We start from the raw sequence: 15,717 nt of genomic DNA, 5'->3' as shown, positions 1-15,717 counted from the left end.
TATACCCTGTTATAAATATAAAAGCCCCGCTGCCGGGGCTTGTCATGTGCGTATTATACCGTTGCTGCGTCGGTCACAACACCCAGCTCTTCGACTATCTTTTGCAACCGGGCGATCTGCTCTATGTCGGGGAACACGCCGGTAACGCCTTCGTTGTGGATATGTGTAAACGGCTGCTCAAAGAGCTGCCGCATCTCAATGGTGCCATAATCACGAATATGGTTTTTCAGCAATGACAGGAAGCGCAGTTGTTGGCTGGTCAGGCTGTTGTCAGCTGCGAACTGGGCAAAGCGTACTTCAACCGCGTCGCTATCCATCCCGATGATAGTACGTAAAAGTTTATCCAGGCTGGCGGTCGCCTGCGGATAGAACTCTTTCAGCGCCCGAATATCAACGTTGGGGTTCTGGATCAGTACCAGCTTTGCCAGCTCCTCCAGCTCGCTTTGCGTCACCGGCTCGCCGTTGCGGATTTTCTTCAGCACTGGGTTTTGCTGGAACAGCGGCTCCAGCGCTCCCTGAACCTGCTGGCGATAGAGTTTGAAATCAATCGAGCGGATATTGGTTTTACGGGTTTCCGTCTGGATCAGGTTCGCATCTTCGGTAATATCCACCTGTATCGAGCGAAATTTCGGCGTCGCATCTTTCTCCATCAGGTGCATGATGCCGCGCAGGTGAATGCGGATATCTTCCAGTTCTTCCAGACTGGCCTGCTTCCACCAGCCCAAATCACGAAGCTGATTAATCCGCTGCCCCTGCTGTTGCACCTGCGCCAGATGCGGCGGCAGACGTTCCACTTTCTCGATGATGATCGGCCAGAGCACATCCAGCTCTTCCGGGTTGGTATAACGGGCAGTTTGCGCCGCCAGAATATACATATCAAAGCGCATGGCGTCGCTTTGCCCGCGCACGTCCAGCCACTGCATCAACGGGGCCAGAATTGACAGCAGATCCTGCTGTGTTTTCGGGGAAAGCTGGCGCAGCACCTTTTCATCGCTGTACTGCGCTTTTTGCTGCCACTTTTCCTGCACGGCAATCGACTTTTCATCCAGCGCGTTGATCTGCTCACGGAGCTGGTGAGCGACTAAATCTACCGCCTGTTTGTCGAACTTACGTTGCGCGGCAGCCCCCAGCATAACCCACGCTTCGAAGCGTTTTTGCGCCAGCGATTTTGTCGTTGTCACTTCGGCTTCTTCGGTATGCAGCTCGTGATACTCAAAATTGCCCCAGTGATCGAAGATGCGGAATTTCTGTTTATCCAGCGGTTTGCCGTTGTCATCGTAGCCGTACAGCCCCGCACAGAGGCGCGTACCACGGCCAATCATCTGCCAGAACTTCACTTTTGATTTGACCGGCTTGGCAAAGACCAGATTCACAATTTCCGGAACATCAATACCGGTATCAAGCATGTCAACAGAGATAGCGATGGTCAGCTCTTTGTTGGTGCTTTCATCCAGCCCTTTAAAATCGTCAATCAGTTGCTCGGCGCGGGGATCGTAGTTGTCGATGACCTGGCAGAAGCGTCCGGCAAACTGCGGGTACATGTCGTCGAACAATTCATTCAACAGCAGCGCGTGTTTGTGGTTACGGGCGAAAATGATGGTTTTACCTGGCAGTTGGCCGTCCCGATCTTTCAGGCCATTTTCCATCAGGTTACGCAGGATATAGCGGTTGGTGTCTTTGTTATAAATTGCCTCATCCAGCGCCTTGCCATCAAATTCCAGCGTATTGGGATCGATACCCTGTTCTTCCAGCTCACGGATTTGTGCGTCGCTTAATTTCTCCCGTTTGATGCCTTCGCGCAGGAATTCAGTGGTGTGCGTGACAACCTCATAGGGAACCAGATTGTTATCGGCGATGGCATCTTCTAGGCTGTAGTTGGCGGTAGGGATACGTCCTTCACAACCAAACAGGCCGAAAGTGGTTTTACTCACCATGTCGATCGGCGTGGCCGTCAGGCCAATCTGGAGGGCATCAAAATACTTAAACAGATCGCCGTAAACGTTATAGATCGAACGATGGGATTCATCGGCGATGATCAGATCGAAATAACCGACATCAAAATGGTCCATGATTTTCATCATGCCGGGATAAGTGGCAATGTAGATCCTGGCGTTCTGCCTGTCTGCTTTTTTCGACTTCCCGACCACATACAGCGGCTCATTGGTGAATTGATTGAAGGCATTCGCCGCCTGTTTGCGCAGCTCTTTACGGTCGCAAAGGAACAGAACGCGTTTTACCCAGCGGGCATCAATCATTAGTTTGCTCAGTGCAATCGCTACACGGGTTTTACCGGTGCCGGTGGCCTGAACGATTAACGATTGCCGGTACTTGTTGGTAAACCGTTCGCTGACGCGGGCAATAGTTTCAAGTTGATATAGACGTCCGGCAACGGCCTTACCTTCGTTATCTTTAACGTGCGGGACACTATTCAGCGGCAGACGGGTTTCACGCTGCTGAATAAGATATTGCAGGCTTTCCTTGCTGTAGAAGCCAAATACCCGGCGCGGAGGATAGCCGTGAGTTTTATGGTCGTCCCACAGCCAGATATCGTAGCCGTTGGTGTAGAAAATAACCGGACGCTGACCATATTCTTTTTCCAGCCAGTCTGCATATAGCCGAGCCTGAATTCGTCCTTGCTCGGCATTGACGCTGGTTTTTTTTGCTTCCACTACCGCCAGCGGTTTGTGTGCCTCATCCCACAAGACATAGTCCGCATAACCATCACCGGTCGCGGTAGGCTGTTCTTTAACGGGGTGTTCCTGCGTAACCTGATCGGTATTGTTAAGCTCTTTCCCTACATTCCAGTCAGCAGCAAGCAGGCGGGAGTCAATCAGGCGGCGGCGGGTTTCCGTTTCATCAATAGAGAGGATGTCGGCAACATGCTGGTTGCGAGCTCTGGCTTCATTCAGGCGCTGGGTGAGGTGTTCGGCCTTTTCCTGCTCTTGCTGTAGTGCGCGTTGTAACGCCAGTTCTCGCTCACGGCTTTCATCTTGAGCCCTGATTGCATCTTCCAGACGTTTATCATCTGCACGACCTGAAGATTGCGTTAATGGAGGAAGAGTAAATTTGGGGCAGTTATCAACATTACCGTGGGCGTAGCGGACATATAGCCAAATTCCCAACAAATACGCTTCTTTGAGCAGCCAGTAGGTATCTTTAGCTTTGATACGACCACCGTGCGCGGCACGGTTGCCGTGGATACGTAGCGCATCCATTTTCATGATAATGGCTTCCGGCATCATGCTGGTAAACACATCTGCGTTCATTAAATCATACAGATTTGCTTTGATGCCTTCGGGCAGTCGTTCCTGACGGTATAACCAACGTACCATCAATTCGGTGTAGTTGCGCAGCTTGACCAGACAGCTTTCCGGATCGGAGTGAACATAGCGTTCCGCCATACACGCGAGTTCCGCCAGTTCCGGCCACTGGCTACGCAACATTTCAAAATTGAGAGACTGCTCCATCAATCATCGCCTTATGTCGTGGATACAACAGGAATTCTGGAAAGAATATCACACTATTTTGGCTGACGAAGTGAGCCGGATGGCATACGGTGGCTAAGCGGCCTGCGCAAGCGCCTGCTGAAGCTCTGTGGTATTACCGCGCGTCAGCCAGGACACCTACTCTTCGGGAAGCGGGTCAGAACGGCTTGCTCCTGTGCATCCACCTTCATGGCGCGGTATCACGCCTGTTTAATCATACCTGCAAGCGAATCCGGGTCTTTGTAATCCCCCGGTCTGCACCACTTATCGCGGTTCAGCAACTGCACCGCGTGGTAAATCTACCCCTAAAGTGTTTGCAGAAGCCTTTTCGTTGGCTCAGAGCTTTGACGATATGATGAAAGATAACCCTGCCAAGGCACGTCTGGCAGAACGGGCGTTCCCATTGATGACTGCCGCCCGTATACACGAACGCGATCCTGAGGGAGAGGTTGTCGGATGTATGCGGAGGATACGTGACATGCTTTAGTGATGCCGAGACACCCAGATAGCGCTTTCTGTTCTACGATTGACTACCAATAATAACCCAGATAGCACACTGCACCACCCTGATCCTTCCCCGGGATAAACGGTGTGCCTCCCAACATGGAGAATGATTAACTGGTAACGTCTTCATCCATATGATTAGATGACTCCATTAAGTGTGGAACTGGTTCACCTGACACTTCCCCCAAATGAGCGTTCTTCCTTTGTGTAAACCTTGGTACGCTCTTTGGCAAAGTATTCCAGGTGGCTCCGTAAACTCAGGATCTGTTGACCATAACGATCCACCCGAAGACGCTCCAGATAATGTGGCTTGTTGTTTAAGGCAACCAGCGTCCTGTACTCCGGAAACTCGAGCAGGCCTAATGCACTTAGCCAGGCCTCGCAGATGTAACTCCCCAGATTATGGTCTTCTTTCGAATAATTTCCTAATCCATTGAACGTATCTTTGTTGACGAATATCGCCATGTGGTAATGGGATTTGCCGCATTCTCCCACCTCACGTACCCAGACGTGTCTCAGGTCAGTTGGACACACCTGAAGGCCTTCCCGCTTACGTCGTTTCTGATGGGCTGCGATACGTGCTCTCAGCGCCCCAGCTACTCGTTCCATCAATCCTGAACTCAGGTCAGGGACACAGGCAATGCTGTCGCCTGTATCACGATGCTCAGGCAGTCTGAGTACGAAGGTGAATACGGATGTCCTGGCGTGGGCTGTTGTCGCGAAGTTGATGATATCCGTAATACGATTCATATAACCCGGATTGATTTCCCCAAATTTAGTGTTAGTCACAAGTATTACTTCCTTTGAGTTTATTTCAGGCGAGCGAAGCCCCTGCCAGAGTGAATGGCAGTAATGAATTCGTTGGTCGCCTGATATTTATGCATTGCCTGGATGCAGGGAGAGGTTTGTTATCTTAGGATATTATTCTCTGATGGCTATTATTGAGAGATGAACAGTACGATTGCCTTTTGTGAGATAAGGATCTTCTTGCCTTTGATATTTAATACATCACTTTCCGAATGTGCATTAAGGTATCTTAATTAAAATGGTGCATGCAACCAACATTAACAAAAATCCTACATGTATTCTGTTTCCCTATATTTAACCAGCCAGGGTTACGTGTTCCACACTAAAAACACACAATCACTGAAATACATTTTAAATGACTTTGCATATCCTCCGCCATATCTACCCGCATATGCCATTAACTTATTTATGCATGATTACATATAAACACCACGGGATATAACCCCCTTTGTATATAGTGATAACCTTACATGTTAATTACCTTGTATATATTAGCTTGTATATAATATATATACTGTGCAATGGAATATAACTGATATATGCCAAAACCTTTCCACATGCGGGGTTTTATATTTTTGGCGTTCAGAATTTACTCTAGGGTTAGCAATTCAGAATATAAATAAAAATGAGATAATCAGGAAATTCGGAAGTGCTCACGGACAACATTTGTTTTCTCCATTTTTGCTCCTGCCAGGCCACCAGGAGTTATGCCTTGCTTCCACTCTTTTACAGCCATGCTCATTTACCCCGGGAGTCTGCTATGCGCTGCTGCACCCAGGCTTCCACTTCACTCTTTAGCCAGCGCGAGCTGCGACCCAGTTTGATTGGCTTAGGGAAGAGTCCTTCACTGATGAGTTTGTAGAACCATTTGTCCGTCATTTCGGTATAGGTGGTGATGAATGCCATATCGACAAGCTGGTCGTTCAGAAGAGCAGGTGATGTATTCATGGGGATATCTCCTTTACGTTGAATGTGAAAAGGAGGAATGACTGGTTTTCAGTGTGATGTTGCAGCCTTCCTCAGGGTATGGAAGGCCGTGTAAAAAATTAATGAAGCAGGCTGATATCCACTTTCCTCCGTCGCGTAAGAGATGCATAAAACGTCACATCTTTGACCCGGAGCTGATGTCATGCCATAGCGGTCTATTGGGTATGGTTGGCAGCATCTGAGAAGATTGTTGTCTTAGTAATTTTTAAATAACTTCCGGTTCCGTGAGATCCTCAAGGTAAAAAGTACCTTCTGAGTAGAGGGTACCTGGTAGATTACTGAAACGACCGCATTTTATTTAATGTAATGAATTTACACACTAAAATTAAAAGTAGCCTACTTTTATAGGTCACTTTTTCATTTCGATATATGTAATAAATACCCTTAATTTATTGAATACAGGGTACTTTTCATTTTTTAATTATTATCAAAATAGGGTAAATTGGTTGTGCGGTAGTGATGAATGGACTTCCGGAGCAGGAAGGTAAACCAGCAGGTAAATGCAGAGAAATCAGGAACAGCCAGGGGGATGTATGGCGTATAAATACAAAGCAACTATGTACTATTCTGATGAGGAGACTGAAGCGTTTCTTCATGACAAAGCGGTGAAGTCGAATGGAAAAAAAAGTGTGTCTCATTATCTTTACTCTCTGGTCACAAAAGAGAGAGAAAATCTGATGGCTAATAATGACATCAAAGATAAACCCGTTCCGGTTCAGATTTTTCCCGAATATGTTAATTCAAAAGAATTTAGTGTGAATGGTTCGGTTGAGTTTTTCGGGCTGTCTGAGGTATTTCACCCTCATAAAGGAGAAAGTTCTCTGATACGGAAAAACCATAAAGCTTTGATGGAAACAATTGACGATAAAATTCTTGAACACGTTGCTAATCATTTTAGCAACCATGGTCACGAAGTTAACGATAAGTCGTTTCGGATTGTGCTGAAGACATATGTAGCGTGTTATTACTGTAATATCAACACTGTACCAGGATTGTACTCCGGAACGTTTACTGCTACGTGCAGGATGATCACTGTCAGCAGGAATGAATGGGACAAATATGGCGGGGTGCTGGATTTTGAAAACGTACGCTATATAAAATACGAAGCTGTAGCTAAAGCAGAACGAAGAATACCCAGAGGCCTCTGTAAGATCGCTGAATCACTCAGGACGGATACAACCGGGGCTTTTTTTATACCGGTGCTAACTTTACAAAAAAACTTTCCTGAGGAGAAGTTAGCTGAACCTGTGATGATCAAAGGTGTTGATCTTTCTTTTGGTAAAGAACGTCTGAAGTTTAAAACCATGAATGAAAGTCAGAAGAAAAGGCATCTGATGAAACCTCAATACAATTGATTGAGTTGTAAATTATTTCAGGCCTATATTACTCCTGTGATATTGAAAAAAATTCTTTTATCACAGGTGAAATATGAACAATGAATCCTCTAAAATAATGCCACTACAGCAACTCCTTTCGCAGTTGCCTGCTGATGCGACAGAAAAGATATGCCGTCAACTCAGCCGTATCATAAGTTATGAACCCTGTATCGGACTGATGGGAAAAAGTGGCGCAGGGAAATCCAGCCTCTGCAATACACTGTTCAGTCCACCTCCCGCCAGGGTTGATGCCATCAGCAGCTGCACCCGCACCGTTCAGCGCTATAGGGTCACTCACGGCACACATACGCTGACCCTGGTAGATTTTCCTGGTATTGGCGAAACTCCTGAGCTGGACAGTCTTTACCGTCGCCTGTATCAGGCGTGGTCCGGCAGGCTGGACCTCCTTGTCTGGGTACTCAAAGCCGATGAGCGGGCCTGGAACGAGGATATACGCTGTTACCGCGAGTTACTCCGCAGCGGAGCAGTACCGGAGCGCTTTATGTTTGTGCTCAGTCAGGCGGACAAAATGGAGCCCTGCCGGGAATGGGATGGGTTGAATCACCGGCCTTCACCGCAGCAGCAACAGAACCTGCAGGCCAAAACACGACTGGCTGAAACCCTTTTTGCCACCGCCCACCCTGTCATTGCCGTCTCTGCTGCAGAGCGCTACAACCTGCACCACTGGGTGGAGGCCCTGATACTGGCGTTACCGGTACTCAGCGGCAGCGCTGTTTCCCGACATCTGCACCCCGAACTTCAGACCGACACGGTCAGGGAGACCGCGCGTGAGGGATTTGTCCGCGCGACCGGGGAGATATTTGATGAAGCTGTGAACGCCCTGAAGACTTCCGGGACCCTGGTTCGCTATCTTTACCAGCTCCGCCACCGGTTGCTGACTGTTGCCCGCGCCGTCTGGCATCTCCTGTTCTGATTTTATCGTGTCTTTTCTCTGCACCTTTTCGATCTGTTTCGACGATCGAAATAGTGAAATTAAATAGTATTTAACTATCAATTTAGTTTTATTGATCGTCATAATTGATAGGTATTAACGATCGGTTTGCGCGTATCGATCTGAATTAACCATTATCCCACCTTCTGATTAGCCAGTACGATCTGTGCGGAATGTTACGTTATCCACTGTTATTCATCACATTTAATCCACTGTTTATAAAGGAATATTCTTATGTGTATCTCTATGTTCGTCTCTTCTGGCATTCATATCAATCAGGAGAGTCAGCGATGAAATCATACCCATTATTACGTCAGGACCTGTTCGCCTGGTGCCTAGCGGCTGTGCTCCCGGCACTCTGGATTGTCATGGTCCTGAATTTTCCGCAGACTATCGCACTTGTCCTTTATATGGTCGTTGCCCTGGTCTGGGTGCTACTGGACCGGATAAACCTGATGAAGCAGGGCATCACCCCACCTTCATGGCTGTGGTTTCCTCTGAATTTTGTCTACCTTCGCCAGCGCGACCAGATGCAGGGCAAACCGTGGCGGCTTCTGCAGGTCTGGTTGCTTTGTACAGTGCTGTCATTCGTGGCGATATATCAGTTTAAGAAAACCTCGGGTGATGAAAATCTGGCGCAGGATGCCTGTGCCGTCGTGACAAAAATCCTGCATAAAGAGGGGAGTGATGAGCGCTGTATCCGCGTGACGGACATGCATGAAGAGGTCAGCGGTCGTTTCTGGCAGGCGCAGGCATTGCTGAATACCGGCGTAAAGGAGCCCGTGACCATTGAGGTCAGGGGCCGGGATATTTATGTCGTTTTACCCGAAGCGGGAGAGTGAAAAAGATGAAAACGGTGAACGTTATCGTCCGGCTGCTGATTGTCGTCGCAGTGTTATGGACTCAGGTGAGCCGCGCTGCTGCATATGACATTAAACCCGTTCTCGTCACAGGCGAGATGGCAGGAAATGTGCAGGTCACGCATGACCGCATCATGGATGGCGTGGATGATTTTATCATTAGCGCCACAAAAGGTAAGGAAACGCAGAAGTTTATTCTTACCTGCAACGGCCCGGAAAAGCGCCTGAACATTCTCTACTGGCTGAAAGATATCACCGGTGACAAGGCATCAGGCGCAACGGGTATGACCATCCAGTATTACCCGGAGGGAGAGCATCAGATGAAGGCTCATGCTGAACAGCCTGTGACGCTGTTCGACAGCCAGCTCTCACCGGATCTGACACGCGCAGCGTCACGCATGCTGGATTATAAAAAGGGAAGCTTTGTTTTCCATTTCTATGAAAATGACGGCGTATCCGATCACGGTCCACTGGCATGGAGTTGGCAATATCCGGCTCCGAAACTGGCCCCGGCGCTCGCTGGCGCTCTGGTATCCGCTAGGGCTAATAACTGCAGCCTGGCGCAGGGTGAAACCCGTATTGCCTCCCTCGCGCGTCTGGCCGACCATCAGTAAGGATACTGTCATGATAGCAGGCGTTATCTATCTGATATCCTGCATTGTAGATGTCCTGGTCCTTGTTCTGGGTTACAGTCTGCTCGTCTGACATCCTTGGTACTGACCGTATTCTCCCAGGCATTAACCCCGTTATTTTTGTTCACTAAAGGCCGTACTTCCTTCCGGAGGTATGGCCTTTTCATTTATGTAATCAAAGGAGTTACCCATGCGTTTAGCTAGCCGCTTTGGCCGGATTAACCAGATACGCCGTGACCGTCCGTTAACCCGTGAAGAACTGATGCAGCATGTTCCCAGCGTTTTCAGCGAAGACAAGCACGCGTCACGCTCTGAGCGTTACAGCTATATACCGACGATTACCCTGCTGGAGAATCTGCAGCGCGAAGGGTTTCAGCCGTTCTTTGCCTGCCAGACCCGCGTACGCGACCTGAATAAACGCGACCACACAAAGCACATGCTGCGTCTCAGGCGTGAGGGGGAAATCACCAGCAAACAGGTCCCCGAAATAATCCTGCTTAATAGTCACGACGGCTCCAGCTCATACCAGATGCTGCCGGGCCTGTTTCGTTTTGTCTGTCAGAACGGGCTTGTCTGTGGCGAAACCTTTGGTGAGGTGCGCGTGCCACATAAGGGCAATGTGGTGGGGAAAGTTATTGAAGGGGCTTACGAGGTACTGGGCATATTTGACCAGGTAGAAGAGAAGCGGGATGCGATGCAGTCGCTGTTACTCCCGCCGCCGACACAGCAGGCTTTTGCAAAAGCCGCGCTGACGTACCGCTATGGAGAAGACCACCAGCCGGTGACGGCATCGCAGATACTGGTGCCGCGCCGCTATGAAGACCGCCAGAACGACCTGTGGACAACATACCAGCGTCTGCAGGAAAACCTGCTCAAAGGCGGTCTGCCCGGACGTACCGCGAAGGGCAAACGCAGCCATACTCGCGCCGTTAGCGGTATCGACGGTGACGTGAAGCTCAACCGTGCTTTATGGGTGATGGCGGAAAACATGCTGACCATCCTCAGCAAATAACCGCCAGCCGTTCCCTCACTGACATCCCGTTTTAGTCACCCCACAGATTTACCCCATTAATAAACAAGGAAAAATCAACATGAACGACAATACACTGCCACTGTTCACACCTGCAGAATCTGTTCCTGTTGCGTCTCAACAAAAGATTACTGCAACACAGGTATCCGATGAGAACCGCATCAGCTTCTGGCCTCTGCACTTCGGCGGTATCCCGCAGTGGATGCTGCTGGAGACCCGCATCTTTGGCAGGATGGACAGGCTCTGCGACAACTACCGGGGCGGTCTCTGGCACTTCCATACCCTCAGCAACGGTGGCGCGATCATGATACCGGAGGCAGAGAACAATGATGAAGCTTGGACACTGTTTAATGACATGAACGGCAACGGTGCTGAAATGAGTGCGGAGGCTGCCGGTATTGCTGCCTGCCTTATTGAATACAGCCACCATGCCTGCCGCACGGAATGCGACGCAATGACTGCGCATTACTACCGACTGCGTGATTACGCCCTGAATCATGCGGAATGTAGCGCCATCATGCACATTATCGACTGAGGTAAGCCGCTATGGAATATCAGCGTCCGCTGTTTGTCCGGACATTCCCCCGGCAGAGCAACAGACCATCCGGGAAGCGTTAGCACTGCTGGAACGCCAGTTACGTGAATCCGGCGTGTCATTTACCCTCCCGTTATGCCGTGCGTGACTGGCTTTAAAAGAGGTAACGGCTTTTGAAAATTATAAGTAAACGCCAGGCCATGACGATATATCGGCAACATCCACAATCTAGGTTGTTTCGCTTCTGTACCGGCAGATACCAGTGGTCAGGCAGTATCTGTCACTATGCCGGCCGGGAGGTACAGGATATCGCCTGCGTGCTGGCCGTATTCGCTGAGCGTCGCCAGGACCACAATGGCCCGTATGTCATATTGAGTTGTGTGACCCTGAATTAACGTTGTTTAAGGAGCACGACAATGGAGAATAAAACACGCCCAGTAAGCCACCATATCACTGAGCCCTGGCGGGGATTGAAACGCAATATCCCCCATGTTTTGGCGCACTCCTGGTGCAGGAAGGTCACCGCCTGCACTATCTTGCTGACCGTGCCGGTATCTCGGGAGCTTTCAGTGACTCGAATTATGCCATCTCGACCAGGCATTTCCGCTGCTGATGAAGCAACTTGAACTAATGCTGACCAGTGGTGAACTAACTCCCCGTAATCAGCACTGTGTTAGCCGGTGCACATTTGCCCATCGACCTCTATCTGCAACAATATTTCAACATGCTTATTACTGATTTTCATTGGCTCATAAAATAGTCATAGCCTAGATTGCGAGAGACATCTGTACTTGAGTTGGCATTGCAGCTCGACGCCAGAGCCAAGCGTCAAATTCTCGACGCGAGAGAGAGAGAAGGTCTGCGGCGAAGCAAAAAGACTCACGCAAGAAGTGATAGTCATCATTTTTGACACCAATTGCTTTCGCGAATGTGCGAACGTGACGATCAACCGCGATGGAGTCAATGCCGACAAGACATCCCATATAATCGACCGTCTTCGGGCCGATACCATTTATGGTTTGAATTGCATCGCAGAATTCATTGGATGCTAGGCTCAAACGTAAATCCTGTACGTCCTCAATTCCAGCTCTTTGCAAGAAAGCTACTAGTGCCTCGAAACGGCTAACCTTCTCATGATGGCGCCAGTTCAAAAATGTACTTGTTTCTCCGCTCTTAATAAGCGAGACCAATGAGGAAATTGTGACGTGATTCGGATGCATCCGCAGGATAGTCTGCACCCGAGGACGCACAACCGTCATATAATTAAGTCCAGCCTGGAGCACTGAGTCCGCGAGAACGGCTCCGATGTGATCACAGATATCACGTGGGGACCTTACCTCAAAGAGTGCGCCTTGATTTTTCGCATGATTAGCGATGCTACGCGCTACTTGCAAAATCTCGATGGCGGAATTACTCATACTAACTTTGCCTCTTTTAATGCACTCAAGCGCTCTACACAGTTCGGGCAAGCACCGCAAGGAAACTGTGCGGACGCCTGGCATGAATAAGTTCGTCCGATAGGAACACCAAGCTCAGCAGCAACCCTAGCAACATCAGCTTTGGACGAATAGCGGAATGGCGAATGAAAGCGAACGGGACCGATAGTTGATGTAAGTTCGTCGAGATTGTTCATAAATGCAGCTGTACAGTCAATTTCTTTGGCGTGGTTGCTATTGATGAATCCGGTATAGACATTCAAGATGCCGACAATCTGTGCGCGTGCCGCAGCAGCAGCGAAAAAAAGCATTGTCCGATATGGGATGTACAAATCGTCGTCCTTGATATCCTCAGTCCAAAGATCTGCTTCGCAAATTAGCCGCGATTGTGAGCCGCGGAAGATATCAGAAATATCAAAGCGCTCAGGTCGTTGCATTTCGGAAGGCAGGACTTCATTTACCCTAGTCCACTCAGTTTCTACACAATGTTGCCCATAGTTGAAAAAAATCGGTACAACTTCGATACCTTCTGCTGCAAGCTGGTATGCAACAGTTGTTGAGTCTAGGCCACCAGAAGCTAAAAGGAGCACCTTATTTATCACGATTTGGCCCTCAATTCAGCAATGACACTAAACAAACCGTTGAGGCAGGTATCAAGGTCAGAAGAATATACCGAACTTCCGACAACTACCATCGTATTCTCATTCTCATGCCGCGGATCATAAGTTATAACCGGCTTACCCATCGCGATTGCCATACCGATTTCCACAAGCGTGCCAGGGTCTCGGTCGAGAGGGACAGCGAAGATTGCGTCACATTCCTTTAGTAGATGGTAATCCATGTGATATGTAAAGCGCAGCTCACCATTACTTGCGGGTCGCTTCAACTCTCCATTTTCAAGAATGGGACGACGCACCTTGAAATTGTGATACACCAGACTTTCAACAGCATGGTCGAGTTCCTGTTTTTCAACGTATGAGAAATCTGGACCAGCAAGGTAAATTGAGTAACTCTGTCGGTCATGCCATGGGAGCACTGTCCCTCGGAGTGCTTGCAGTACTTCCAGCGAAAGCCGGAACCCGCGTTGCAAATCTCGTTTGATGTCGTCAGGAAACGTCGACTGTGAGTATGCCGTCGCAGCTTGGCATCCACGCCATGCAGCTTCAATCCACCCCTTTTGAGAGAGGCCAACCATAACGCTCGAATAAACATCTCCAACGCCGACTGAGTTTACAGTATTGCCCAACGTTGCTGGTATTTCTTCGACACCGTTATTACGTAAATCAAAAAGCCGACTACCGCCACGATTTTCTTTAAGCAGAAATACGTCTGGCGAAAGTGCTCTCACTACATTTAGAAGTCCACCGATATCGTCTTTTCCAAGTTTCATAAACAATGGGGACGATGTCGAGATAATGACAGCTTGCACACGCCCGTAGAACTCTTTAAGTGAAGATAGATCCTCAAGGTCATAAGCTATATCGAACGAAAATCGTGCGTCTTCAGTAAATGCGTTAGCGAGTACATTGATATCGAATCGACCAGGGAAGACTACGATTTTCTTATAAGCTTCGAGACATGGCAACGGGTCATTAACTTTCACTTCTTTAGTATCGCTCATTAGGTCTTCGTAGCCTTGATGCGAAACTTCCGTCACATCGCCAATAAGGATAACATTCGGTGCACCTATGACATCACCAAGCCAGATGAATTCTTCACAGCCAAACTCATCCAGATAGTGACTGGCTTCATCAACTAAGTATTGAGGACAGAAAGCCGCCACTGAATATTTTAGCCCTGCCGCCCACATCCCCCTTGCCGCATGAGCAATTCCTCCCAAGCGAAGCTTGCACATTACACCACGCTGAGCAAGCGTATAGTCGATAACAAGCTCCCCAACAATTAAAACTGTATCTTTGCAATTCATGATTATCTCGGCACAAAGTCAGCATTTACGGTAGGAACGGGCGAAGCTGCGGAGAAACTCACCAAGCCCACGTAAGTTACACCATCTTCGAGGCATGCTACGAGATAATTGAATGAAGTAGGAAGTGCCCCTACCTTTACACCCTGCACATCCACCGCGAAAACGCGTTTCTTATCAAAAACAATACCAAGTTGATCGCCAACAGCGGGCACATTTCTGAACCGTGAATAAAAATCACTGTTTCCAACGTCTTCCAATACAGTGTGAAATGCCTGTTTACATCTATCGACCCCGCTTGCTCCGCCCTCTATGCCAGTCCCATCTCCTACAACTCTCTTAGCTTTTGTACCTGGATAATCTGAAAAACGCCCCGATCCTGAGCTCCCCATCGCATTGCTCCTACATGGTTAATAAAGCCTTTTCTTATTAAGGATTCGCACAGACCGCTCTCCTAACATACAGGTCAGCGCTACCATCAGATCAATAGCAGTTATTATATAATTTTTGTGGGATTTTGTTATCCGGACTTCTTCTTGCTTGCCTGAATTCCCAAGCAATAGCTATGAACGTTTCCGATTTATGCGAGTTAAGCATCACCGCATCAACGGCTTCGCCGTAAGTTTGCTCTGCTGGGCAGCGTAACGTTCAGGATCTAACCGGACAGGTGAACGTCAGCTTGACACCTGTGGTATCGGGCTGCTGCCCCAGTCGCAGCTTGCGTGTCGAACTCATCGAATGCCTACACTTTGATAGAGCAACGACTGAGACGGCTGTAACACCAGATCCCGGTTAATTGAGCTTTGTTGTGAGCCAGATGAGTCTGAGGACGAAAGTGATGACGATATCGGTCAGTTAAATGTTTTTTTTGACATTCTGGAATCAGAGCCGGAATCAACAGAGCGATATCAGTTTACCGATATAGATGGAGAAGATGCTTTTATCCGCATTGGTTCTATCGCGATGGTGCGAGTACCACTTGATGTGCTGGAGCCTGTCGAGGAAGATGACGAGTAACAGAATTCGGCATCTCAACCAAGCCATACTCGTCCTGGTTCGATGCCGAAAATCAATGGATTTTCGTGTTGGTATCTGTGTTGGTATAAAATGAAGACCCTGTACACCATTCTGTGTAAATGCCTTTTCTCAGTAGTGACCGTCCAGGCGGTCACCGAACTCGATAATAAAG

The 15,717-nt window shown here is 48.7% G+C and carries 14 protein-coding genes and 3 pseudogenes; 9 read left to right on the top strand and 8 right to left on the bottom strand.

Annotated elements, in window-relative coordinates; all coding sequences use genetic code 11:
- Window positions 1-53: 53 nt before the first annotated feature.
- The 4 genes and pseudogenes from L6R44_RS12295 to L6R44_RS12285 form a co-directional block, all read right to left on the bottom strand.
- Window positions 54-3,467 (bottom strand): DEAD/DEAH box helicase family protein, encoded by a 3,414-nt coding sequence (locus L6R44_RS12295; RefSeq protein WP_237424389.1) that lies wholly within the window; start codon window positions 3,465-3,467, stop codon window positions 54-56.
- Window positions 3,468-3,688: 221 nt separating this feature from the next.
- Window positions 3,689-3,781 (bottom strand): annotated as a pseudogene (locus tag L6R44_RS24930) (inovirus Gp2 family protein); the annotation flags it as partial.
- A 376-nt stretch (window positions 3,782-4,157) separates the two neighbouring features.
- A complete protein-coding gene (locus L6R44_RS12290) occupies window positions 4,158-4,778 on the bottom strand; it encodes an inovirus Gp2 family protein (protein ID WP_237424388.1) in 621 nt (206 codons plus the stop codon).
- A 756-nt stretch (window positions 4,779-5,534) separates the two neighbouring features.
- A complete protein-coding gene (locus tag L6R44_RS12285; RefSeq protein WP_237424387.1) occupies window positions 5,535-5,744 on the bottom strand; it encodes a helix-turn-helix transcriptional regulator in 210 nt (69 codons plus the stop codon).
- Between the two features lie 572 nt (window positions 5,745-6,316).
- Here L6R44_RS12285 and L6R44_RS12280 point away from each other — a divergent pair.
- The 8 genes and pseudogenes from L6R44_RS12280 to L6R44_RS12245 all read left to right on the top strand — a co-directional run bounded on the left by L6R44_RS12280 (window position 6,317) and on the right by L6R44_RS12245 (window position 11,906).
- The gene (locus tag L6R44_RS12280) at window positions 6,317-7,138 is read left to right on the top strand and encodes a hypothetical protein (protein WP_237424386.1); all 822 of its coding nucleotides are present in this window, start codon (window positions 6,317-6,319) and stop codon (window positions 7,136-7,138) included.
- A gap of 199 nt (window positions 7,139-7,337) precedes the next feature.
- Window positions 7,338-8,093, top strand: a complete 756-nt coding sequence (locus L6R44_RS12275; protein ID WP_237424385.1) for a GTPase family protein — start codon at window positions 7,338-7,340, stop codon at window positions 8,091-8,093.
- A gap of 308 nt (window positions 8,094-8,401) precedes the next feature.
- Window positions 8,402-8,953 (top strand): hypothetical protein, encoded by a 552-nt coding sequence (locus tag L6R44_RS12270; RefSeq protein ID WP_237424384.1) that lies wholly within the window; start codon window positions 8,402-8,404, stop codon window positions 8,951-8,953.
- A gap of 5 nt (window positions 8,954-8,958) precedes the next feature.
- A complete protein-coding gene (locus L6R44_RS12265; protein ID WP_237424383.1) occupies window positions 8,959-9,585 on the top strand; it encodes a hypothetical protein in 627 nt (208 codons plus the stop codon).
- 208 nt (window positions 9,586-9,793) lie between these two features.
- Window positions 9,794-10,615 (top strand): DUF932 domain-containing protein, encoded by an 822-nt coding sequence (locus L6R44_RS12260; protein WP_237424382.1) that lies wholly within the window; start codon window positions 9,794-9,796, stop codon window positions 10,613-10,615.
- Window positions 10,616-10,694: 79 nt separating this feature from the next.
- Window positions 10,695-11,168 (top strand): antirestriction protein, encoded by a 474-nt coding sequence (locus L6R44_RS12255; protein WP_237424381.1) that lies wholly within the window; start codon window positions 10,695-10,697, stop codon window positions 11,166-11,168.
- 173 nt (window positions 11,169-11,341) lie between these two features.
- A complete protein-coding gene (locus L6R44_RS12250) occupies window positions 11,342-11,563 on the top strand; it encodes a DUF987 domain-containing protein (RefSeq protein ID WP_237424380.1) in 222 nt (73 codons plus the stop codon).
- A gap of 65 nt (window positions 11,564-11,628) precedes the next feature.
- Window positions 11,629-11,906: pseudogene (locus tag L6R44_RS12245) on the top strand (type IV toxin-antitoxin system YeeU family antitoxin).
- A 29-nt stretch (window positions 11,907-11,935) separates the two neighbouring features.
- On the opposite strand, the gene L6R44_RS12240 reads toward L6R44_RS12245, so the two are convergent.
- From L6R44_RS12240 to L6R44_RS12225, 4 genes are read right to left on the bottom strand one after another with little or no spacing between them, the layout of a single operon-like run.
- Window positions 11,936-12,586 (bottom strand): hypothetical protein, encoded by a 651-nt coding sequence (locus L6R44_RS12240; protein ID WP_069681757.1) that lies wholly within the window; start codon window positions 12,584-12,586, stop codon window positions 11,936-11,938.
- A complete protein-coding gene (locus L6R44_RS12235) occupies window positions 12,583-13,206 on the bottom strand; it encodes a 7-cyano-7-deazaguanine synthase (protein WP_237424379.1) in 624 nt (207 codons plus the stop codon). Before L6R44_RS12235 ends, L6R44_RS12240 begins: the two co-directional genes overlap by 4 nt.
- On the bottom strand, window positions 13,203-14,531 hold the full coding sequence (locus tag L6R44_RS12230) for a nucleoside 2-deoxyribosyltransferase (protein ID WP_237424378.1): 1,329 nt from the start codon (window positions 14,529-14,531) through the stop codon (window positions 13,203-13,205). The genes L6R44_RS12235 and L6R44_RS12230 overlap by 4 nt, the downstream gene beginning before the upstream one ends.
- A 2-nt stretch (window positions 14,532-14,533) precedes the next feature.
- On the bottom strand, window positions 14,534-14,920 hold the full coding sequence (locus tag L6R44_RS12225; RefSeq protein ID WP_202632888.1) for a hypothetical protein: 387 nt from the start codon (window positions 14,918-14,920) through the stop codon (window positions 14,534-14,536).
- Between the two features lie 400 nt (window positions 14,921-15,320).
- Here L6R44_RS12225 and L6R44_RS24925 point away from each other — a divergent pair.
- Window positions 15,321-15,545, top strand: a pseudogene (locus L6R44_RS24925) (helix-turn-helix transcriptional regulator); the annotation flags it as partial.
- Window positions 15,546-15,717: the final 172 nt, after the last annotated feature.

This window comes from Enterobacter cloacae complex sp. ECC445 (assembly GCF_021892025.1).
Taxonomy (GTDB): domain Bacteria; phylum Pseudomonadota; class Gammaproteobacteria; order Enterobacterales; family Enterobacteriaceae; genus Enterobacter; species Enterobacter chengduensis.
This window is presented reverse-complemented; position numbering and strand designations above follow the sequence as displayed.